At 60.0% G+C, this 23,149-nt stretch carries 15 protein-coding genes; 7 read left to right on the top strand and 8 right to left on the bottom strand.

Going from position 1 to position 23,149, the window contains the following annotated elements; all coding sequences use genetic code 11:
• Positions 1-201: 201 nt before the first annotated feature.
• The 7 genes from LF252_RS22550 to LF252_RS22520 form a co-directional block, all read right to left on the bottom strand.
• Positions 202-2,268 (bottom strand): glycoside hydrolase family 65 protein, encoded by a 2,067-nt coding sequence (locus LF252_RS22550; RefSeq protein WP_226271860.1) that lies wholly within the window; start codon positions 2,266-2,268, stop codon positions 202-204.
• Positions 2,269-2,384: 116 nt separating this feature from the next.
• Complete coding sequence (locus tag LF252_RS22545) at positions 2,385-4,163, bottom strand: glycoside hydrolase family 13 protein (RefSeq protein ID WP_226271859.1); 1,779 nt, start codon at positions 4,161-4,163, stop codon at positions 2,385-2,387.
• A gap of 101 nt (positions 4,164-4,264) precedes the next feature.
• Positions 4,265-5,830, bottom strand: a complete 1,566-nt coding sequence (locus LF252_RS22540) for a RagB/SusD family nutrient uptake outer membrane protein (protein ID WP_226271858.1) — start codon at positions 5,828-5,830, stop codon at positions 4,265-4,267.
• A gap of 20 nt (positions 5,831-5,850) precedes the next feature.
• Positions 5,851-8,904, bottom strand: coding sequence for a SusC/RagA family TonB-linked outer membrane protein (locus LF252_RS22535; RefSeq protein ID WP_226271857.1), 3,054 nt, complete (start codon positions 8,902-8,904; stop codon positions 5,851-5,853).
• Positions 8,905-9,256: 352 nt separating this feature from the next.
• Complete coding sequence (locus LF252_RS22530) at positions 9,257-10,141, bottom strand: carbohydrate kinase family protein (RefSeq protein WP_226271856.1); 885 nt, start codon at positions 10,139-10,141, stop codon at positions 9,257-9,259.
• A gap of 197 nt (positions 10,142-10,338) precedes the next feature.
• Positions 10,339-11,661: a sugar porter family MFS transporter gene (locus LF252_RS22525; protein ID WP_226271855.1), complete on the bottom strand. Its 1,323-nt coding sequence runs from the start codon at positions 11,659-11,661 to the stop codon at positions 10,339-10,341.
• Positions 11,662-12,025: 364 nt separating this feature from the next.
• Positions 12,026-14,791 carry a substrate-binding domain-containing protein gene (locus LF252_RS22520; protein WP_226271854.1) on the bottom strand — a complete coding sequence of 922 codons (2,766 nt, stop codon included), beginning with the start codon at positions 14,789-14,791 and terminating at the stop codon, positions 12,026-12,028.
• Positions 14,792-15,007: 216 nt separating this feature from the next.
• On the opposite strand from LF252_RS22520, the gene LF252_RS22515 reads away from it, so the two are divergent.
• From LF252_RS22515 to lpdA, 7 genes are all read left to right on the top strand, one after another.
• Positions 15,008-16,666 carry a M1 family metallopeptidase gene (locus tag LF252_RS22515; protein WP_226271853.1) on the top strand — a complete coding sequence of 553 codons (1,659 nt, stop codon included), beginning with the start codon at positions 15,008-15,010 and terminating at the stop codon, positions 16,664-16,666.
• Positions 16,667-16,989: 323 nt separating this feature from the next.
• A complete protein-coding gene (locus tag LF252_RS22510) occupies positions 16,990-17,652 on the top strand; it encodes a Crp/Fnr family transcriptional regulator (RefSeq protein WP_226271852.1) in 663 nt (220 codons plus the stop codon).
• 424 nt (positions 17,653-18,076) lie between these two features.
• Positions 18,077-18,454 carry a hypothetical protein gene (locus LF252_RS22505; RefSeq protein WP_226271851.1) on the top strand — a complete coding sequence of 126 codons (378 nt, stop codon included), beginning with the start codon at positions 18,077-18,079 and terminating at the stop codon, positions 18,452-18,454.
• Positions 18,455-18,613: 159 nt separating this feature from the next.
• Positions 18,614-19,060: a hypothetical protein gene (locus LF252_RS22500; RefSeq protein WP_226271850.1), complete on the top strand. Its 447-nt coding sequence runs from the start codon at positions 18,614-18,616 to the stop codon at positions 19,058-19,060.
• 68 nt (positions 19,061-19,128) lie between these two features.
• The gene (locus LF252_RS22495) at positions 19,129-19,824 is read left to right on the top strand and encodes a carboxypeptidase-like regulatory domain-containing protein (RefSeq protein ID WP_226271849.1); all 696 of its coding nucleotides are present in this window, start codon (positions 19,129-19,131) and stop codon (positions 19,822-19,824) included.
• Positions 19,825-20,027: 203 nt separating this feature from the next.
• Positions 20,028-20,441 (top strand): hypothetical protein, encoded by a 414-nt coding sequence (locus tag LF252_RS22490; protein ID WP_226271848.1) that lies wholly within the window; start codon positions 20,028-20,030, stop codon positions 20,439-20,441.
• Between the two features lie 558 nt (positions 20,442-20,999).
• Entirely contained in the window at positions 21,000-22,406 is a 1,407-nt protein-coding gene (gene lpdA / locus LF252_RS22485; protein ID WP_226271847.1) for a dihydrolipoyl dehydrogenase, read from the top strand.
• Positions 22,407-22,470: 64 nt separating this feature from the next.
• Here the strand turns inward: lpdA and LF252_RS22480 are convergent, their stop codons facing one another.
• Positions 22,471-23,136 carry a TlpA family protein disulfide reductase gene (locus LF252_RS22480; protein WP_226271846.1) on the bottom strand — a complete coding sequence of 222 codons (666 nt, stop codon included), beginning with the start codon at positions 23,134-23,136 and terminating at the stop codon, positions 22,471-22,473.
• Positions 23,137-23,149: the final 13 nt, after the last annotated feature.

Raw genomic sequence — 23,149 nt, 5'->3', positions numbered from 1 at the left:
TTAGGGGTGGTTGAAGCCAGCAGAACGGATTACTAAAGATTGTCGTCAGTGGATGTTCAACGATTGTCAACCACCCCTAGCCCCTCCTTTCCAAGGAGGGGAACTAGCTTCTAGCTCTAGTCCGCAACTCAGATCCACTAATCAGGCTCATCAGCACGCGGAAAGTTTTGGTTACGTATTTCCTTGTTACGAATTAGCCTGTCAGCGGCTCACGGAGTAGGTTTTACGCTGCGGGCCCACGCCCGTTATCTTCACCGACTGCCAGCCCGTGGGTAAAGTGGTTTTGCTCTGCGTGATGCCGCCGGGCGTAATGTTCAGGCCGCCGAAGCCTATGAGCACGGCCTGAAGCACTCCGCCCGCACCGGTGGCGAAGTAGGGGTTGGTGCCGCCTTTGGTTTCGGCAATGACGCGGAAGGGGGGCAGCAGGTTAGGTTCGTAGGCATCCTTGAACCAGAGCCTGGCCTTGTCGGCGTTGCCGAGGCGGGCGTAGAGCAGGGCGAAGATGGCCTGGGTCATGGCCGGGGTGCCTTCGTTGGGCACGCGGGTTTCGTAGTAGGCCAGGTCCTTTTTGATCTGGGCGGGGTCGGTAATGACGTTCAGGGGGTAGGCCAGCAGGTTCACGTCGCCCTGTTTGATGCCTTCGCCCTTGTAGGTGGCGTGCTCCTGGGTGGTGCCGTCGGGCATTTTAAGGATGGGGATGTTCTGGGCCACGTGCAGCCAGTCGGGATTGGCGCGCAGGCCCAGCAGCCGGGCGGCGGCGGCGGCGTTGCGCAGGTTTACCTGGGCGGCGGCGTTGGTGAAGGCGTCGTTGTCCACGTTTTCGGCCCATTCATCGGAGGCCACCACGTTCTTGATGTCGTAGTGGCCGGGGCCGTTGCGCTCCACCCGGCTGGCCCAGAAATCGGCCGTAGCCGACAGAATGGGGTAGCCCTTCTCGCGCAGCCAGTCCCGGTCCTGGGTGACGCAGTAGTACTGCCAGGCCGCCAGGGCCACATCGGCCGAAATATGGTGCTCAAACGGTCCGCTCAGGGCCCACACCGGGGTTTCCTCCACGCCCGTATCGGCGCTTTCCCAGGGGTACATGGCGCCCTGGTAGCCGTGGGCGAAAGCATTGCGCCGGGCCGGCTCCAAACGACGGAACCGGTATTCAATCAGGGATTTGGCAATATCGGGGTGCAGCACCAGCAGGGCCGGAAACATCCACAAATCGGTGTCCCAGAACACGTGGCCGTTGTAGCCCAGCCCCGAGAGGCCCATGGGCGAGGGAGAATAGTCGGTTCCGGCCCGGGAGAAGCTGTAGAGGTGGTAGAGCATACTGCGCACATCCTGCTGAGCCTGGGCGTCGCCCTGAATCTGAATGTCGCTTTTCCACAGCTCCTCCCAGGCTTTGGCATGAAAATCCAGCAGCCGCTGCTTGCCCTCCAGGCGGGCGAAAATGGTGAGGCGCTCGGCTTCGTTGAGCGGGTCGGCGTGGTGGGCCGAGGTGATGGAGGAGCCCGCCACGGCGTAGGAATACGTCTGGCCGGCTTTCAGCGGCTTGCTGAACTTGATCAGGTGCATGTTGTTGTCCCACATTTCATGAATCACCCGGGGCTCCTGGCCGTGGGGCTCCTCAAACAGAAAGGTGTTGGACGCGCAGAGCTGCATTTTGCCGGTGGGGCTTTTGGCCGAGGAGGTGAGCAGGCTCAGGGCCACGTGGGGCCGGTCAATTTCGTTGTAGTAGTTCTGGGCGTCGCGCAGGGCGTCGGGGGTTTCCAGCACGCTGGCCGCGCCCAGCTGCACGTCTTTCTTGGCCGTGATGCTCACGTCCATCAGCACCGTGAAGGGCAGGTGGCGCAGGGCGTAGTAGGTGTAGCGGATGGTGGCCTTGTCCTGGTAGTCGAAGCTGGTGGTGAGGCTGGCCCGGCGCATGTCCAGCTCCTGGCGGAAGTTGGTGGCGTCCCGGCCCGAGAGCCGGCGGCCATCCACTTCCAGGTACATATTCAGCAGGTTGAAGCTGTTGAGAAAGTTGCTCACCCGCCCGCGCCCGTACTGGTCGTAGGCCCCGGCCAGCACCACGCTCTTTACCTGAAATGGCTCCGGTGCCGACACTACGCCCAGCATCCCGTTAGCCACCGTCACTCCGTAGTAACTGCGCGGGTCTATCTGGTCGGCCGCCACGCGCCAGGGGTCGGGGGCCTGGGCTAGGGCCGGGCGGCCAAGCGCCGTGCTCATGAGCAGGATAGTGCCCAGCAATGTTCTTACAGCTGGTAGAGGAAAGTGGAGCATAACGGGGGTGGGAAAGGACGGTGAAACGGAAAGCAGGAAAGAGCAGGCAGACAAGCAAGATACCGATTCCTGATCCGGTGCTGACGGCATCGGACCAGGGCAGCCAGCACCGACTCTTATTGCAACGGCAGCACCAGGGCCTGCCAGGGCTGCAACGCCAGCGTAGCGGCGGGGTTGAAGCTGGGGTAGTTGTTAAGCCAGGGCGCGCCGTTCAAGGCAAGGCCGGCCGGCAAAGGCCAGGTGCGGTTTTCCGAGGAGAAGTTGAGCACCACCAGTACTTTCTCGGAGCCCTGGGTGCGGGTGTAGGCGTACACGTGGGGGTTAGGCGCGTCGAGCAACTGGTAGGCTCCGTACACCAACACCTTATGTTGCTGGCGCAGCGCCACGGCCCGCCGGAAGTAGTTCAGCACCGAGTTGGGGTCCCGCTCCTGGGCGGCCTGGTTCACGGTGCGGTAGTTGGGGTTGACTTTCAGCCAGGGGGTGCCGGTAGTGAAGCCCGCGTTGGCGGTGCTGTCCCACTGGAAAGGGGTACGGCTATTGTCGCGGGAGAAGCGCTGCAGGTTTTTGAGGTAAGCCGGCAGATTACCGCCCTGGCTCTTCACCAAGGCGTAGCCGTTCAGAGCCGCCAGGTCGCGGTAGTCGGAAATCTTGTCAAACTTGATGTTGGTCATGCCCAGCTCGTCGCCGTTGTAGCAGTAGGGCGTGCCGCGCATCGTCAGCAAAAAGGTATTAAGCAGCTTGGCCGAGGCCGCCCGGAACGCCGGCCGGTCGTCACCGAACTTGCTGGTCATGCGGGGCTGGTCGTGGTTGCCCAGGTCCAAAGCCTGCCAGCCGGTTTTGGCGAAGGCGCTGTCCCACTTCGTAAACACGCGCTTCAGCTCCGTGAGCTGGTAGGTTTCGGAGTTGCTGCCCACACCAACTCCCTCGAAGTGGTAGGTCATGTCCAGCTCCTTGCGGTTGGGGTCCACGAAGAGGTGGGCTTCCTGGGGGTTGCGGCCCGCGCCTTCGGCCACGCTCATCACGTTGTAGTGGCTGAGCACTTCCCGGTGCATCTCCTGCAGGTAGTCGTGCAGGTGGGGGCCGTGGTTGTAGGCGTTGGCGTAGTTCTGCTCCGTGAGGCCGGGCATGGGCGGAAAGCTGGGGTCCTTGGCCACGAACTGGAAGGCATCCATCCGGAACCCATCAATGCCCTTATCCAGCCAGAACTTCATGATGGCGTACACCTCCTGCCGCAGCTTGGGGTTGTTCCAGTTCAGGTCGGGCTGCTTCCGGGAGAAGATGTGCAGGTAGTAGGAGTTGGTGGGCGCGCTGTACTGCCAGGCGTTCTTCTTCACATCGAAGGTACTGTAGCGGGCCGGCGGGGTGCCTTTCTCGGCGGGCCACCAGTAATAGTAGTCCCGGTAGGGGCTGCTGCGGGAGGCGCTGGCCGATTTAAACCAGGCGTGCTCGTCGGAGCTGTGGTTCACTACGAGGTCCATCACCAGCTTCAGGCCGCGCTGGTGCATGCCCGCCAGCAGGGCGTCGAAGTCCTGCATGGTGCCGAACTCCGGCATAATCCGGCGGTAGTCGGAAATGTCGTAGCCGTTGTCGTCGTTGGGGGAGGCATAGATGGGGTTGAGCCACACGGTGCCCACGCCGGTGCTCTTCAGGTAATCGAGGCGGGAAATGATGCCTTTCAGGTCGCCCACGCCGTCGCCGTTGCTGTCCTGGAAGCTGCGCGGATACAACTGGTACACCACCGTTTCCTTCCACCAGCCGGGCTTTTTAGCGATGGTGCTGTCGGTAGTGGCCGTGTTGTTAGAAACAGCAGTGGTGGCTTCCGTTTTGGGGTTCTGGTTGCAGGCAGTCAGCACGGCCAGCAGCGGGAGCAGGCGGGAAAGACGGTGGGTTTTCATCGGGTAGGAAAAAGCACTATGGAGTACACGCAGACAGGCCGCCGGCTGCCGCCAGTGCGGGCAGCAACCAACGGCCTGCTTCGGTGAAATCAGGCAAAAGATTAATAACCGGGGTTCTGGGTGATGTTGCGGTTGATATCCACCTGGGTTTGCGGAATGGGATACACTAGGCAGCGGGGGTTGCTCTGGGGCTTGTCCTTGCGGGCCAGCAGGAACTTGCCGAACCGGATCATATCCTGCCGCCGCCACGACTCGCCGTACAGCTCCCGGCCCCGCTCGGCCAGCAGCCCATCCAGGGTAAGGGAACTCATAGCGCTGGCCCCGCGCGAAGGGTGCGTGCGCAGGGAGTTGACGATGGCCAGGGCCGTACCGCCGTAGCTGCCGGCGCTGGTGGGGGTGCCGCCTCGCAACATGGCCTCGGCCTTCATCAGCAGCACATCGGCCAGGCGGAAGCTCACGTGGTCATTCTCGCAGCCGTTGCCGCCCTTGGCTTCGCTCACGTAGTCCACGGGGTATTTCAGGGGGCGGATACCCTTGGCCTCCAAGTCGGAGCCGGTTTCGGAGAGATTAATATCCTTGGTAAAGATTAGGGGAGCCCCGCCCCGCGTGGTTAGGGCCGCGTCGTTGGTGAGGTTGTACTGTTGCCCCACCAAAAAGCCCACGTTGATGCGCCGGCCGGGGTTAGCCGGGCCGCCCGCTACGTCGTAAGCCTGGCCCCGGCGCTTGTCGGAGGCTTCAAACAGGTCGTAAAACTCGGCGGTAGTCGCCGGGCCGTTGTAGCCATCCACGGGCCGCATGTTGTAGTGCGAGACAAACTTCCAGAAGTCACGGGTGGGGCCGCTGTTGCCGAAGGTGTTGGCCTGGGTGAAGATGTTTTCGGTGCCAATGGTGCCGTTGTTGGGCGCGAAATTGTCGAAGAAATTGGCGGTGAAGGTGTACTTGCCGCTGTTAATGATTTCATCGGCCAGCCGGATTACCTGGTTCATATCGGCGGCGGCGAAGGTGGGCGCGGCCCGGTTGGCGTACACGCCCTTGTTGAGGTAGCACTTCATCAGCAGCACGCGGGCGGCGTCCTTGGTGGCGCGGCTTACGGGGGCATCGGGTAGGGCACCCTGCACGGCGTTAAGCTCGCTCACGATGAAGTCCAGTGCCTCGCTCCCCTTCCGTACCCGCGCCAGCGTACTTAGGTCTTCGCCCGGTTCCCGGTACAGCACTTGGTCGTACATATCCAGCACCAGATAGCTAGCCCAGGCGCGCAAAAACCGGGCTTCGGCCTGCTGCTGGGTCGTGGGCGAAAAGCGCAGTAGGTCGGTGGTGGCGTAAATAATGCCGTTGAGTTGCGTGTAGGTGTCGCGCACCCGCTCGTTGTTGGCATCCCAGGTATGGTTGAACAGCTGCCGCCATTTGCCGTTGTCGTCCCAGTCGGGGCCGCGAGTGGGCATAATGCGGGCATCGGTAGATACCTCCTGCAGGGCAAATACGCTTACGCACCCCTGGATAGGGTCGCGCTGGGCATTATAGGCACCAGTCAGCAGGGCCGCCGGGCCATCGTTGGAAACCTGGTTTTCGGTTAGCTGGCCTTCCAGATCCTCGTGCAGCTCACAGCTGCTAGCTACCTGTAACAGGGCCAGCATTGCCGCCGCCCCGGCCATTTTTGCATAGTTCATGGTGAAAAAAGGTTAGGGGATTAGAGGGAGAAGTTGACACCCAGCGTGAAGGTGCGGGCACTGGGGTAAGGCAGATAATCGATGCCCACGGAGGGAACCTGGTTAGCCCCGCGTTTCACGGTGTTTACCTCCGGGTCGAAGCCGTCGTACTTAGTAATAACGAACAGGTTCTGTCCCGTAATGTACACGCGGGCTCCTTTGAACACGCTGCCCACGTCGCCCACGCCGTAGGAAAGCGTGAGGTTCGACATCTTCAGGAAGTTGCCTTTTTCCAGGTAGCGGGTGGAGGCCGCCGCCGGGTTACCGGTTGATTCTTTGGTGCCATTCTCAAACGTGGAGAGGGCAATGTTTTTGCCGGCTCCAATCTGGCCCACGTTGCCCACGGCGTTGATGGTGTTGTTGTACACGTACTGGCCAAACACACCCGTCATGTTGGCAATCAGGGAGAGTTTGCCGTAGCGGGCGTTGGCGCTCAGGCCCAGCAGCGTGCGGGGGTTGGGGCTACCCGAATAGGCAATAGCCCCCAGCTCGTTGGATAGGCCCTGGTCGTTCAGGCCATTGTACTGGGGCAGGAAGAACGCATTGATAGGGTAGCCGTTGCGGATCAGCTGGGACGTAGCGCCCGACAGACCCTGCCCGTTGATGGCCCCGGTTATAATGGCCGGGCCTACCAGGTCGGACACTTCGTTGCGGATAAAGGTGGCGTTGGCATTGAAGCCCACGTCCACTTTGTCCTTGCGCACCAGCACGGTACTCAAGGTCAGCTCCACGCCCTTGTTCACGATTTTTCCGTCCAGGTTAGCCCAGCGGATAGGGGCGTTGGAAGGCCGGGGCTCGCCGGGCACGGTCGGGAACAGCAGGTCGGTGGTGGTTTTGTAGAAGTAGTCGGCTGTGAAGGTCAGCCGGTTGTCAAACGCCCCGATGTCAATACCGGCGTTGTATTGGGCATCCGACTGCCACTTCAGGTCGTCGTTGCGGGCGTTAAGCGGGGAGCGGGCCTCGCCGTTTTCATCCAGCGTGTACCGGGCCTGGGCGGAGCCGGCCGGAAACTCCTGGTTGCCGGTGCGTCCGTAGCCCGCGCGTAGTTTCAGCTGGCTGAGCCGCTCGGCCGGGAAAAAGGACTCCTGGCTGAGGTCCCAGGCCACGGCAAACGAGGGGAAGTAGCCCACCCGGTTGTTGGGCCCGAATTTGGTGCTTTCATCCCGGCGCAAGGTTCCGGTAAGCACCACCCGGTCTTTAAAGTTCAGAATAACCCGCCCAAACACCGACTGCAGCTGCGAGGACGGGTCCACGAAGGAGGAAATGCGCCGGTTGCCGGCGGCCGAGTATTGGATGTAGTTGGTGTAATCAAGACCGAACACCCCGAAGCCCCCGCCGGCGGGATTGCCAAAGGCATTCACGTTGGAGCCCGAGTTGGCAAACTTCGTGTACTCGTAGCCCAGCACTGCGTTCAGGTTCAGGCTGGTAGCTACGGCTTTGTTGAAGTTCAGCGTGTGGGTAAGCTGCTGGGTTACCAGCTCATTGTCGCTGATGGAGGCAAAGCCTTTGTCAATCAGGTCGGGAAAGTTAATCAGCCGCTGGTCGATGGATGTGCGCCGCTGCCCGGTGTTGTAGTTCACGCTGATCAGGGCCCGGTAATCCAGCCAGGAAGTGAACTTGTAGTAGGGCGAGGCGCTGGCTAGAATGGTAGTTACCCGGGAGTTGTCGTTGTAATACTCCTGGTTAGCCAGCGGGTTCACCACGTCGCCAGCCACCACGTACAGGCTGCCATCGGGGTTGCGCAGGGGCTGAGTAGGGTTCCACTGCAGGGCCTGCCCAATAAGGGAGCCTCGGAAGCCGGCATCGGTGGTGATAGGGGCCAGCTGCTCGCGGAACTGGCTGGTGGAAATATTCACGTCGAGGCCCAGCTTCTTACTCTGCAGAAACTGCAGGTTGGTGGAGAGGTTGGCGCTGTACTTCTTGAACCCCGTTTTGCGCACGATACCGTCCTGGTCAAGGTAGCCGAGGGAGAGGCGGTAGCGGCCGGTTTCGCCGCCGCCGCTCATAGCCACGGTGTAGTTCTGCAGGTAGCCAGTGCGCAGAATCTCATCCAGGGCATTCACGTTGCCACCCTTGTCGTTAGTGGCCGCTACGCCGTAGTAGGTGAGGGCCTGCCGGTACTGGCTGGCATCCAGAAATTCGGGCCGGCGCAGCAGGGTGGAGAAGCCGTTGGAGACACCTACGTTTAGAGTGGGTGCTCCCGACTGTCCTTTTTTAGTAGTAATCAGTACAACCCCGTACGCTGCCCGGGAGCCATAAATAGCGGTGGCCGACGCGTCCTTCAATACCGTAAAAGACTCAATATCATCGGGGTTGAGGAAGTTGAGCGGGTTGCTGTCGGCCCCGGCCCCAATATCGGCGGAAGCCACCAGGCCCGGCCGGGCTGAGCGCCCGTCCAGGGGTACCCCGTCCACCACATACAAGGGCTGGCCCGTACCCGTCACGGCCGAGTTGCCCCGGATGCGGATGGTAGAAGGTCCGCCGGGTTGCCCGCTGTTGTTGCTTACCTGCACCCCCGAAACCCGACCCTGCAACAGCTGGTCGGGCGAAGTGAAAGTGCCCCGGTTGAAATCCTTTTCGCCCACTACGGCCACGGCCCCGGTTACGTCCTGCTTGCGGGCCGTGCCGTAGCCTACCACTACCACGTCGCCCAGCACCTGCGTGTCCTCGCGCAGCGTTACCTGCACCGTGGTTTTGTCGGTGATGCTGACCTGCTGGGTAGTGTAGCCCACAAAGGAAAACGACAGGGTAGTGGCCGCCGCGGGAACATCCAGCCGGAACGAGCCATCGGAGCCGGTGCTGGTGCCCACGCTGGAGCCGGGCACTACTACCGTTACCCCCGGCAGACCCGCCGAGTTGGCGTCCACTACCCGGCCGCTGATGGCCCGCGTGGCCTGGGCTTGGCTAAGTAGCGGTGTGAGCATGCACAACCCGCCAATCGTCAGGGCTTTCAGCCACACCGACGATGCTTGACCAGCCAGCCCCAAGGCTAGCTGCTCATGAGATTTGTACCGTTTGTACCAGTTGTTATTCATGAGTGAGGGAAAAAAAGTGTGGGAATTCTGCAAGCATTCAGCAAAGCCAGGCCCACCGCCGCCACTCGGCAGATAAGTAGGGCGGCAGGTCCGGCTTTGTCACTGGTCGGTTATCGGTACCGCGTACCCGCCAGCGTAGAGCGGGCAGGTTGGCCAACGAGCATGGGGCAAACTGTGGGAAACCATGGAGAACAGGAGGATAAAAGGGGTATCTGGGCGTGGGGAAGTGGTACACCGGCCGGTAAGGACCGGCGGGCGTGGGCGTCTGCGCCGGGCCGGACACGGCGCTGAGCAAGGCGGTTGCGGCCGGTATGATCGTCTTGATAGAAGCGGGAAGGAAAAGCGGGTAATTTTAGATGGTGGAGGTGGCGGCGAGGGCCAGTACCTGGGCCTCGGAGATGGGTGGAGTGGCACCCTGGCAGCTGGCCACCAGGGAGCCGGCCGCGCAGGCAAAGGCCAGGTAATCAGCCGGGGCCTGGCCAGCCAGCCAGCCCCGCAGCAAAGCCGCCAGAAAGGCGTCTCCGCTGCCAATGGTATCCTGCACCTGCACCACCAGCCCGGGGCTGCTGTACAGCTGCCGGTCCACCCACAGCACGGCCCCGTCGGCACCTTTGGTCACGCACACGGCCTGCAGTTGAAACCGCTCGGCCAGCCAGCGCAGGGCGGTGGCCTCGTCGGGACTGGCCCCAAACCAGCCCATAATTTCCTCCAGCTCGTGGTGGTTGAGCTTCACGATGTCGGCCTGGTTGAGCAGGTAGCTTACCACGTCGCGGGAGTAGTGCGGGGGGCGCAGGTTCACGTCGAATACCTTGAGGGAAGCCTGCTGGAGCAGGCGGTACAGGGTTTCGCGGGAAGGAGCGTGGCGGGCGGCCAGGCTACCGTACACAAAGGCATCGGCCTGCTGCACCAGCTCGCTGAGGGCGGCATTGTACTGGATATAGTCCCAGGCTACGGGCTTCACAATCTGGTAGGTTACCTCCATGCTGTTGCTCACGTTGGCCTTTACCACGCCCGTCAGGTGGGTTTCGCCCTGCTGCACGTAGTGGGTGCTGATGTGCTGGGATTCCACAAACGCCAGCAGCTCGGCTCCCAGGTCGTCGTGGCCGACGCGGCTGATGATGTGCGCCCCTAGCCCAAAGTTGTGCAGGTGCACGGCCACGTTGAGGGGCGCGCCGCCGGGCTGCTTGCCGGTGGGCAGCACATCCCATAGCATCTCTCCAAAACAAGCAATTGGCATGGGATAAGAAAGAGTTTAAGTACCTGAAAACACTGGGCGGTGAAACCTGCCGAAGCGGCGGTGCGGGGTGGTCCGGGGGCTGTACTCACCGGCAGCCCCGGGCCCGGGGAGTGCTCGTTGCAGCAAGCAAACGGCCCCGGCTATATCCACTTCGGCAGGAATACCACGCTGAGTTGTTGTTGCGTAAGCTGAGTTGGTCAGTGCATGACCAGAACGGGTTCCACTTCTTCCAGACTGCTGCCTTTCTTCTCGGGCATCAGGCGCAGCACAAATAGCAGCTGCAGCACCATCATGGCGCAGAAGAAGGCGAAGGTGTGCCCCCCGCCCAGCCGCTCGGCGAAGTAGGGGAAGGTGAAGGCAATGACGGTGGCCATTACCCAGTGCGTGGAAGAACCCAGGGCCTGCCCCTTGGCCCGCACCGCGTTGGGAAAGATTTCGGAGATGAACACCCAGATGACGGCCCCCTGCGAGAAAGCAAAAAAGCCGATGTACACGAATAGCAGCACCGGTACCAGGTACCCGTTGAACTGTTGGGTGTAGAAGGCCCGGGCCACCAGCCCCAGCGTGGCAATAAGGCCCAACGAGCCCACCAGCATCAGCTTGCGCCGCCCAAACCGGTCAATCACGTTCACGCCGAGCAGGGTGAAGATGAAGTTCACCAGCCCAATGCCCGCCGACGAGAGCAGGGCCGCGCCCTGGCCCAGCCCCGTCATTTCGAAAATGCGCGGGGCGTAGTAAATAATGGCGTTGATGCCCGATACCTGGTTGAAAAAGGCGAAGGCAATGGCCAGCAACACCGGCATGCGGTACTGCCGGGCCCACAATGACTCACTCTGCTCTGCGCTGTGGGCTTGGCCTTTAAGAATGGCCGCTACATCGGCATCTACCGTTTCGGGGCTGATGATGCTAAGCACCTCCCGCCCCTCGGCCAGACGGCCGTGCAGCAGCAACCAACGGGGGCTTTCGGGCACCTGGTACAGAAACACCAGAAAAGCCACGGAGGGTACGGCCTGCACCCCCAGCATCAGCCGCCAGGAAATATCCCCGACGTTGGCCAGCAGGTAGTTGGAGAGGTAAGCGGCCAGAATGCCGAATACGATGTTGAACTGGAACAGCCCCACCAGCTTGCCCCGGGAGCTGGCCGGCGAAATTTCGGAAATGTACAGCGGGGCCGTAACGGAGGAAGCGCCCACGCCCAGCCCACCCAGAAAGCGGAACAGCAGAAAAGATACCCAGCTCGGGGCCAGGGCCGCCCCCACCGCCGATACCAGGTAGAGCACCGCAATCCAGCGCAGGGTTTGCCGCCGCCCCAGCCGGTCCGAGGGAATGCCCCCGAACATGGCGCCCAGCACCGTACCAATAAGGGCAATGGAAATAGTGAAGCCGTGCTCAAAAGCACTCAGGCCCCAGAGCTGCTGAATGGCTTTTTCGGCCCCCGAAATTACCGCCGTATCGAACCCGAACAAGAAGCCGCCGAGTGCCGTAACGATGGACCAGAAAAAAACTTTGCGCTGAATCATGGGATGCCTGGGCTGAGCGTTTCCCAAATGTTGGCTTTCCCGTCGGCTACGGTCTGCTGCATTCTTTCAAATGCATACAGAATTCTTGCAGTGTGCCTTGTCGTGATATATATTTGAAAATCAATTAATTATGTTTGTTGCTGTTAGTTGTTCAATCCTCTGGTCTTCAGAAATCTTACACGGTCTGCAGAATTTTTGCAGGCAGAAAATTGCGCTTTAGCCGTTCGGTAGGAATTAAAAAAGTCCGTCGGAAAGCACACAACGGGCTGGGGTAGCACAGGCCCGAAAGAGGGTTGGGTACGTAGAGAGGCGACGTGTCGGTTCTGTACACTAAACCGTTATAGCCAACTTTGTCAGCCCGTGCTCACATGGCCGTGTGCAGGGCCTTGAACTCGGAAGGCGAAACCTGGTATTTGGCCTTGAACAGCGTGGCGAAGTAAGACGGGGAGGAGAAGCCCGTTTGGTAGGCCACCTGGGACACGGTGCTGCCCTCCTGTAGCAGCAACTGCCGGGCCTTGGTGAGGCGCAGGTTCTGGATGCAGTCGGTAACGCCGGTGCCCAGCAGAGCCTTCACCTTGCGGTACAGCTGCATCTGCGACACGCCCAGGCTGCGGGCAATGTCGTCTACGCTCAGGCCAGGCCGGTCCAGGTTCGCCTCGATAATGGCCGTCAGATCGGCCAGGAATTTCTGGTCCACCCGCTGGGGGGCTACCGTGGCCGTGTCCACCGACAGCTCCCGGCGGAAATGCTCCCGCTGCTGGTCCCGGTTGCGCAGCAGGGTGCGCAGGCTTTCTACCAGGAAGGTGGGGTTGAAGGGCTTGGTCAGGTAAAGGTCGGCGCCGGCCTGCACGCCCTCGATCTGCTGCTCGGGGGCATTACGTGCCGTGAGCAATACCAGCGGAATGTGCGAGGTACGCCAGTCGCCTTTGAGGGCGGTAACCACGGCCAGCCCGCTCAACTCCGGCAGGCTCACGTCGCACACAATTACGTCCGGGATGGTTTCGTGGGCCAGGCGCAGGCCGGTAGCCCCATCGGCGGCGGTGCTCACCTGAAAGTGGGGCTGCAGCTTTTGCACCAGAAACGCGCGCACTTCCTCGTGGTCCTCAATAATGAGGGCCGTGGTAGCAGTGCGGGCTACTGAAACCTCCTCCGCCGGTAGTGGGGGCTCCTCATCCAGCAAATCCTCGGGGGCCAGCGGGAGGTGAGACAGGGCCTGCTCGGCGTCCAGGAAGGTGGCGGGCTTCTCCAGGGGCAGCGTTATTTCGAAGGTGCTGCCGTGGCCGGGCTGGCTCCGAAACGATAAGGTGCCCTCGTGCAGGCGCGTCAGGCCATCGGCCAAGGCCAGGCCCAGCCCCGAGCCATTGGCCGAGGGTTGGCTGCCCTGGTAAAACCAGCCCAGAACGTGGGGCTGGTCTGCTTCGGCAATGCCCCGGCCGTTGTCTTCCACGCTCACGCGCACGGTGTTGGTGTCTGGGTTGCGCTGCATGCTCACCACCACCTGGCCGCCGTCGGGGGTGTACTTGAAGGCGTTGGAAAGCAGGTTGTAAAACACCTTATCCAGAATGTCCCCATCAAACCAGAGGGTAATAACGGGTTCGGCCGGCAGAAACCGGAAGGTGATGCCGCGCCGCAGAGCCGTTTTCTCGAATACATCCATCAACTCCCGCACGAAGGCCACCAGGTTGCCCTGGGTGGCGCGCACGGCCATCCGGCCCACGTCAATCTTGCGGAAATCGAGGAGTTGGTTCACGAGCTGCAGCAGGCGCTGGGTGTTGCGGCGTACCAGCTGCAAATCCTGGCGCTGGGCCACGGACAGCTCACCGGGGTTGGTCAGCAGATCCTCCACCGGCCCCAGAATGAGCGTGAGTGGGGTGCGCAGCTCGTGGGAGAAGTTGGTAAAGAAGCGCAGCTTAGCCTCCGAGGAGCGGCGGGCCTCCTCGGCCAGCTGAGTAATCTGGTTGTGTTGGGCGCTGATTTGGGCGTTCTGGCCTTCCAGCATTTCCCGGATGCGGCGGTTGATGCGCGAGGAGCGCCAGGCCCAGGCCCCCAGCAGCATGGCCACCGCCAAACTACCCAGCAGCAGATATACCGTTACCTTCTGGCTGGCGTAGCGGCGCATTTGCTCCCGCAGGCGCTGCTGCTGCTGCTGCAAATCCTGGCGCTGGACTGTAAGAGCCTCCGTTTGCAGGCGCATGGTGCCCACGTTGGAGGAGTCGATAACCATGGTGCCCAGTACGTTGTCCTTCACGTAGGGCTCGTGGCGCAGAATACGCAGGGCCGTCCGGATGGCCTCCTCCCCACCGGTGGGGTACAGCAGCGTGGCCTGCAACACGCCATCTTCCACCAGCTGCAGGCCGTTGCCGGGGCCAGGGAGGCCATCAACCCCGATAATGCGCACCCGCCCCGTGCGGCCCAGTTGCCCCAGCACCTGGTACGCTGCGCGGGCCATAGGGTCATTATGGGCAAAAATCAGGTTCACGTCGGGGTGGGCCTGCAGCACGGCCGGCAGGCGGCGGAGTACAGATTCGGGCAGCCAGTTGCCTTCTACTTGGGCCGCCATACGCAGCTGCGGATACGCTTTCAGGGCCTGGCGGAAGCCCCGGTCCCGGTCGGTGGCGGGGGAGGAGCCGGGCGTGCCCGTTATTTCCAGCACCTGCCCGCGCCCGTTCAGCAACTGGGCCGCGTAGCGCCCGGCGGTGCGGCCCACTTCCTGGTTGTTGCCACCCACGTAGGCCGTGTATAGGCGGGAAGCGGTGCGTCGGTCCAGAATCACCACCGGAATGCCCTGGTTATAGGCCGCTTCTGCCAGCGCCGTAAGCGGACCCGACTGGTTGGGAGAAATCAGCAGCAAATCCACCTTCTGCCGAATCAGTTCCTGAATCTGTCGGCGCTGCAGCTCACTGTCGTTGTGGGCGTCCAGCATCCGGAACTGCACGTTCGGGTGAAAGCTCAGCTCTTTTTCCATGCCGGCTAGCATGGCCCGGCGCCAGGCGTCGTTGGTGGTGCACTGTGAGAAGCCGATGCGGTACACCGGCTCCCGCACCTCGGGGGCGCAGCCGCTCAGTCCCAGGCCGGTTAGGCCGAGCACCCACAGGCAAAACCACACGGGGGTAATTCGGACGAAGCTCAACACGGGTGCAGATTGGTTGTAAGGGAGTAACGACAGAGCGGGTATTGCCGCCGAACCGGTAGAATAGCGTGGTTCAGCTTGGGAAAAGTAAACAGAAACCCCCACTTCCCGGAACCAACTTCTTGTATACTGAACGCCCGGCCCAAAAACGGCCACTAGTGCAGCGTTTCGCGCGGGCTCCCGTTCTTTGCGGTTGTACCCAACCCGTATGTTGCCGTGCGTATTCTTCTGACTGCTCTTTTTGCCGGCCTACTGACCAGTGCCCAGGCCCAACTGCTGCAACCTAAAGCCGCTTACACCCGCGCCGACTCGCTACGGGGCTACCAGTCGGCGCTGCGCACCTGCTACGACCTGAACTACTACCACCTCGATGTGCAGGTGGGCCCCGCCCGCAAGGCCCTGAAGGGTTCCAACGAGTTTCGCTTCACGGCTACTCAGGATTTCAGCCGCCTGCAGTTTGATTTGTTTGCCAACCTGGCGGTAGATAAAGTAGAGTACCAGGGTAAACCCCTGCCCTTCACGCGGGAAGCCAACGCCGTATTCGTCACGTTTCCGGCCCCAGTAACCAAGGGCAGCCGGGCGGCCTTCACCGTATTCTACTCTGGGCAGCCCACCGAGGCCAAACAGGCGCCCTGGGACGGCGGGTTGGTGTTCACCCAGGATGCTAAAGGCAAGCCCTGGATAGCTTCAGCCTGCCAGGGTGTGGGGGCCAGCATCTGGTGGCCCTGCAAAGACCAGCAGGCTGACGAAGTAGACTCCATGCTCATCAGCGTAACGGTGCCCAAAGGCCTTAAGGATGTGTCCAATGGCCGCCTGCGCCGCACTGTGCCGCTCAAGGGTGGGGCTACCCGTTTCGATTGGTTTGTCTCGAACCCCATCAACAACTACGATGTGGCCCTGAATGTGGGCGACTACCAGCACCTGAGCGGCGGCACCTACGCCGGGGAGGCGGGCCCGCTAACCCTCGACTACTGGGTGCTGCCCGAAAACCTGACCAAGGCCAAAACCCAGTTTGCCGCCAACGTGCCGCCCATGCTCAAAAGCCTAGAAAGCTGGTTCGGGCCGTACCCTTTCTATCAGGATGGCTATAAGCTGGTAGATGCGCCCCACTTAGGCATGGAGCACCAGAGCGCCGTGGCCTACGGCAACAAGTATCAGAATGGCTACCTCGGCCGGGACCGGTCGGGCACGGGCTGGGGCGACAAGTGGGACTTCATCATCATTCACGAAAGTGGCCACGAATGGTTCGGTAACAGCCTCACCAGCCAAGATATTGCCGATATGTGGATTCACGAGTCGTTTACCACCTACTCCGAGGCCCTATTCGTGGAAAGCCAGTTCGGGAAGGAGGCTGGCCAGCAGTATATCCACGGCCAGCGGCGTAATATCCGCAACGATGCGCCCATCATCGGCACCTACGGCGTTAATCGGGAAGGCTCCTCGGATATGTACGACAAAGGCAGCAACCTGCTCAACATGATTCGGGTGGTCTACGTGCCCGACGATGCCCGGTGGCGGGAACTGCTGCGCGGCCTCAATAAGCAGTTCTTCCACCAAACTATTACCACCGAGCAGGTAGTAGGCTACTTCAACCAGCAGCTGGGCCAGAACCTCACGCCCGTATTCAACCAGTACCTGCGCCATTCCGGGCTACCCATCCTAGAAGTGCGCTTCCCTAAAGAGGGCCCAGTCCAGGCCCGCTGGATTGCCGATGAGCCCGATTTTGCGTTGCCGGTGCGGGTGCGTACGCGCGGTGGAAACTACCAGCTAGTGCCGGTTTTCACATCTTTTAAGCCGCTAGCCGTTCCCAATTTGAAACGCAACAATCTAGAAGTTGATACTGAAAATTACTACGTAGGCACGCTGTTGGAATAGACGATGTGAAAATTGTCTTTTCCTACGGAAGCTAAATCCAATAATGGGACATGTTGAGCGGGTAGTCGCTATATATAATAAATGGTATAATGGAATTTTTTGTTTGCGAAATGCGTAAATTAGCCTGATTGATGAACTGCTGGGCTGGGCAAGTAGGTGAAGTAACGTAGTTAGTTACACCACTTCACTTCTACTCAGTGCAGCAGTAGCACGTGGCTGAATAGTATTTTTGTAAGCAAAGCTCTCTATAGCTAGCCTCTCATTACCAGGTAAAGCGCATGATAGCACCTTCCGTTCCCCTCTCATGTCAGGCTTGCCCACACGTGGAGCGCTCCTTGTTGGGTACCTGCCAGCACGCCGAGTTGTCGTTAGTGGCCGGGGGCAAGCAGCACCAATCGTACAAAAAAGGGCAGGTGATTTTTGAGCAGGGTAGCCGCGTGGCGGGTCTGTATTGCGTGTATCAGGGCAAGGTAAAAGTCTCCAAGCTCAGCGCCGATGGGAAAGAGCAGATTATCCGCTTGGCCCGGGAAGGCGACGTACTGTGCTACCGCTCCCTGATGATGGGACCAATATGTACTACCGCCGCCACCGCCCTCACCGATTGCGTGGTGTGCCTGATTCCGCGCCCCGACTTTTTCAGCCTGCTGGAGCAAAACTCCCAGTTCTCGCACTCCTTGCTCCGGCTGATGGCCCGCAACTTGGGCGAAGCCGAGGAACGGCTGCTCCACACGGCCTACAAGCCCGTGCGGGAGCGACTAGCCGAGGCCCTGCTGCTGCTACACCAGGCATTTCGGCCGGTTGATGAGCAACCATTCAGCATTCCGGTATCCCGCGAAGACCTGGCCGCCCTTACGGGCACTACCAAGGAAACGGCCAGCCGCTTGCTCTCCGAGTTCCGCGACGAAGGGTTGGTCTTCACGCAGGGTAGCCGCATTACGGTCGTTGCCCACGAAAAAATCAGCCAGCTGGCCAAGATGTATGATTGAAATAATACAATACTGAAAACTATTTCCCGCTTCCTTCTCGTAACTCCCGGGCCGCAGTTGTGGTCCGGGAATTTTGCTTTCTGAAGAATAGATTTTATTATTGTTGTAATAGCATTTTTTGTATCCCATAATGGGTTCCCGCTCTAAAAGTGTAGGGAAAAGTTTAATTACAATCATTTTTATAAGTGTGCAGTATCATTTCCTGGGAGGAAATAAGGAAGGAATTTTGTAGAGCAAGTCAGTAGGATACAGCTGATTGACGAACTGCTTTATCTGCTTGCTACGCCGAGGAGCTTCCTAAATAAATTGCCAAATAGGCCGCTGGTAGTCAACGCGTGGGCTACTAAAGGATACAGGCAACGGGAGGCAACCGGCCGGCACTGGCCTTTCACTTCCAACCATTTCTTTTTCCTCCCCCCGAATCATGGCTTACTCTACGAACAACGCCGCTGGCAAAGTAGTACAAGAAATCATCAACGACCTGCCCAGCCTGGTGGCCGTGGCCGTGGTAGATACTACTTCTGGCATGAGCCTGGCCTCGCACACCAACTCGCCCAGCATCAACCCCGATACGGCGGCGGCTTACAACACCGAGGTGGTAAAGCAAAAGCAGAAGGCCATGCAGGCGCTCAAACTGCAGGGCGAAGTAATTGAGGACATCCTCATTACCCTCTCCAACCAGATTCACCTGCTCAAGCTCACCGAGAACAACAAGTTCATTTATCTGGTGGTGAACTCGCGCGACACCAACCTGGCCATTGCCCGTGAAGTGCTGCGCAGCCACGCGCCCGCTCTGAACTAAGAAAGCGGCTGCGGCTCTCGTAGCCGGGGCAGCCTACCCCCCTGGTGGCTGCCCCGGCAAGGCCGGGCCCTTGTGCGCAAGTAGCCGGTACGCTGGCTTACCACACCGGCCGGGCCGGGAGCGAGCGGCTTGTACGCAACGCTTTTGGTGGCCCCTTCCATGCAAATTCCTTTTCTAAGTCAACTCCAAACCCTTACCGGACCGGCCATTAACAAGGTGGTAGGGGCCGGAACGGCGGGGCCCGAGCGCACCGCCGCCGAGCGGCTGCTGACAAACGTGCTGCGTGGCCTGCCCGAGTTGCTGGCCGCCGCCGTGGGGCAGGTAGCCACTGGTCACATGCTGGCCTCTTACACCACTAACCGGGAGTTCAACCCGGCCAAGATTATTGGGTTCAACGCCGAGGTAATCCGGCAGCAGCAGCAGGCCATGCGGGCTCTGCAGCTCCCCGCCGATGAGCAACTGACCGAGTTGCTGATTACCCTGCGTACCCAGCTGCACCTGCTACGGCTGCTGCCCGATGGGCAGCGGTTTCTGTACGTGGCCGTGGATTGCCGTGATACCAACTTAGGCATTGCCCGGGAGGTGATGCGCACCTGCGAAACCTGATTGGTGAGAGGTGGCACCCGTTCTCAGGCAGTTATTTCTTTTTCTCACCTCTTACCCTTACTGCTTGCATGAAACTTACTGCTTCTCCCTTCAACCCCGAAACCGGCGAGCTGCTGCCGGTGTACCGCGACGCTTACCTGCGGGGCGACCTGAGCAAAGCCTCCGCCAAAGCCGTGGAAGAGTACCTGCACCGCGACGCCGATAAGGCCCACGAAACCCTCACGCGCTGGCAAAACCTGCGCGCTACCGAGGAAGCCGAAACTGCCCCTACCTGGGTGCAGAAACAGCTGCTCTACATCCGCACTGAGCCGGTGCGCTTCCGCCGCCGGGCGACGGGGCTGGTAGCCTCGGCGGTGCTGGTGGGCACCATGGTGTTTGCCGGTACGCGCCTGCCATCCGAGCGGGTTCCCCTGGCCGAAAACACGCCCGTGGATGCCACTACCCCCACGGAACTGGCCGAAGCCAGCCTGGCCAGCACCGCCGCTAGCAGTGCCCGCAGCATGATTACCGTGCGTGGTCGCATTCTGGGCGAGGATGGCAAGCCGCTGGTAGGAGCCACCGTAATTCAGCCCGGTACCTACCGGGGCGTGTCTACCAACGGCCAGGGCGAGTATGTGCTGCAAGTGCCTGCCGGTACCACGGCCCTGCACTATGGCTACGCCGGCTACGAGGATGCGCAAGTAGGCGTGCAGGCCTCTGGCCACGCCGATGTAACGCTGCAACCCCGGGCCAAAGCTGCCAAGCGCCATTGGTGGCAGTTTTAAGCGGGTGCTCACCACAATGAGCGAGCCGCCCGAACAGTGGTAGAGCTGTGAATTTACGTGTTGATGTTCCGCAATAAAATACAAGTGCGCAGCTCTACCACCGTTCTGAGAATTTGATGCCGCTGCCAGCGGTTTAGTGTATCTGATTAGCTCCCCGCGTGAAACCAAAGTCGTATCGAAAGAAAGCTACCCGACAGCCAGCCGTGCGCAAACGGCAACTGGAACTGACCCGGCAGGCCACCAACCTGGTAGAGCAGCTGCGTGCTGAGCTGCCGCACTTGCTGGCCGTGGCCGTGGTAGAAGTAGCTACCGGCACCAGCCTGGCGGCCTACTCAGTGCTGCCGGAGCAAGACTGGCGCGCGGCGGCCGGGTTTCAGGCCCGATTGGTACAGGGCAAGCAGGAAGCCCTGGCGGCGCTGGCCCTGCCCAACGAGCAGCTGGAGGACATCCTGATTACCCTGTCGAGCCAGCTGCATCTGCTGCGGCTCACTAGCACCGGCGAGCAGTTGATTTCCCTGGTGGTGGATGCTAATACAACTAACCTGGCGCTGGCACGAGGTATTTTACGCACGCTGACCGAGCAGCTGGAAACGGCTCCGGTATTGCGCGCGGCTTAACGCGAAGTACTGCTGCATTGCCGCCTGGTAGCTGCAGGGGAGCCGTTCGGGCGGCCCGGAAGTGAGGCGGTGCTTCGCTCTTTTTCTGCGGGCTACGGCCCGGCGAAAAGCCGACAGATACGCCTAAAACTGAGTGCCGGCGCGGTATACCCCAGCGCCCCGCCCGCAACGGAAACCGGTTTCTGGTTTGCTCTGTCGTTATAACGGCTCCTCCGCTGGCTCCGGCCGGTAGGGGAGCCGTTTGGCGTGCGTAGTTGCAGGTAAGATGTAGAGAACAAATAGACCGTCATTCCGAGCGCAGTCGAGGAATCTCGCGTGCTGAGGTTGTAATGCTCACTTCAACGTCAGCACGCGAGATTCCTCGGCTCCGCTCGGAATGACGGGCGGTAGGGAAGAAGGCGTAATGCGCTACAGGCTCAGAACAGGCATCGACGGCGTAATTACACTTTTCCGGAGGCTGCTTGTTCTTATAGAGATGAGCGCACAAATTCCCGGCTTCCCAAATTCCCCTTCCGTACCTTCGCGCCCGTTGATTTCCACCGAACTCATCCGCTGATTATGAACCAATACGATGTTACCGTCATCGGCTCCGGCCCCGGCGGTTATGTAGCGGCTATCCGCTGCGCCCAGCTCGGCCTCAAAACGGCCCTCATCGAGAAGTACGACACGCTGGGCGGTACCTGCCTCAACGTGGGCTGCATCCCCAGCAAGGCCCTGCTCGACTCGACGGAGCACTTCCACAATGCCGGCCACACCTTCAAGGAGCACGGCATTGAGCTGAGCGACCTGCAGATCAACATGAACCAGCTCATCGACCGCAAAAACGGGGTGGTGAAGGCCAATACCGACGGCATCCAGTTCCTGATGAAAAAGAACAAAATCGACGTCCTCAAAGGCATCGGTGCGTTCGTGGATAAGAACCACATCAGCATTGCGCCCCGCGAGGGTGGCGAGGCTCAGCAGATTGAGACTAAAAACGTCATCATTGCGACCGGCTCCAAGCCCACCGTACTGCCCTTCATCCAGCAGGACAAGCAGCGCATCATCACTAGCACCGAGGCCCTGAACATCCGCGAAGTGCCCAAGCACATGATTGTAATTGGCGGCGGCGTAATCGGCCTGGAAATGGCGTCGGTGTACGCCCGCCTCGGCGCGAAAGTGTCGGTGGTGGAGTTCATGGACTCGCTCATCCCCACCATGGACCGGGGCCTGGGCAAAGAGCTCAAGCGCATCCTGGGCAAAATCGGCATCGAGTTTTTCCTGAGCCACAAGGTAACCGGCGCCACCCGCGAGGGCGACACCGTGACCGTAACCGCTACCAACCCCAAGGGCGAGGAAGTGAAATTTGAGGGCGACTACTGCCTGGTGGCCGTGGGCCGCGTGCCCTACACCGCTGGCCTGAACCTGGAAGCCGCCGGCGTACAGATGGAGGAGCGGGGCCGCATCAAGGTAGATGAGCACCTGCAAACCTCGGTACCCGGCATCTACGCCATCGGCGACGTGATTCGGGGGGCCATGCTGGCTCACAAGGCCGAGGAAGAAGGCGTATTCGTGGCCGAAACTATTGCTGGCCAAAAGCCGCACATCAACTACCTGCTCATCCCCGGCGTGGTGTACACTTGGCCCGAAGTGGCTGGCGTGGGCTACACCGAGGAGCAGCTGAAGGAGCAGGGCAAAGCCTACAAAACCGGCTCGTTCCCGTTCCGCGCCTCGGGCCGCGCCCGCGCCTCCATGGACCTCGACGGCTTCGTGAAAGTGCTGGCCGACAAGGAAACCGACGAAATACTGGGCGTGCACATGATTGGCCCCCGCATTGCCGACCTCATTGCCGAAGCCGTAACGGCCATGGAGTTCCGCGCCTCCGCCGAGGACGTAGCCCGCATGAGCCACGCCCACCCCACCTACGCCGAAGCCATGAAGGAAGCCTGCCTCGCCGCTACGGAGAACCGGGCGATTCACATGTAATTCCTGCGCTTGCGCTTGAAACGAAAAGCGGCGGCAGCTCCTAGAAGTTGCCGCCGCTTTTTTGTCATTTATTATAAGGCTTGTTTTCTGTACAGGCTTGAATTATTGTTGAAATAACTTGCGTAGCTCTTGATTCTGTTGCGAAACTGCCAGAAACTATTTTAACTACTCTTCCTTGTGTATTGATGAAAATAGTATAATTGGTTGTGTTTTGAGTTAGTAATATATATTTATCACTACTTATTTTTCTGTCATAGACTTGAGGAAAGTATAAGGGGTGCTCTTGCAAGTAGCGTTTTACGGTGATGGAGTCGTTGAAAGGAAATCCAATAAAATCTACTTTCTTATCATATTTTTGGCAGAGCGTATTCATTGCTGCAAATGTAGCCGAATCAGACTTTTTAGCATAATCTGGAGCGTCAGCGAGTGTAGCTGACCAGAAAAATAGTACTACGGCTTTGCCCTGTGTTGGTACTGTGTTAATACTATCACCTTTGTAAGTTTTGAGTTTGAAAGCAGGCCCATGTGCACCTTTCATACACTCGCGTATTTGTTGTTCAAGCTGAAACTCCTGAGTAGCAGCTTCTAAGTTTGTTTTGTTGATTTTGCTTGTGGGTGATTTATGATTTTTAGTGCAGATAGATAGTTGCTCCTCGTAAGTAATTTCGCTTGGGTTTGAGCATGAGCAAAGTGTATAGAAAACTGCTAAAAGAGAAAGAGTAAGTCTCATGGATTAAATAATT

This window comes from Hymenobacter pini (genome assembly GCF_020421205.1).
GTDB lineage: Bacteria > Bacteroidota > Bacteroidia > Cytophagales > Hymenobacteraceae > Hymenobacter > Hymenobacter pini.
The sequence above is the reverse complement of the archived record's forward strand: the minus strand, read 5'-3'. Positions and strand labels throughout refer to the sequence as shown.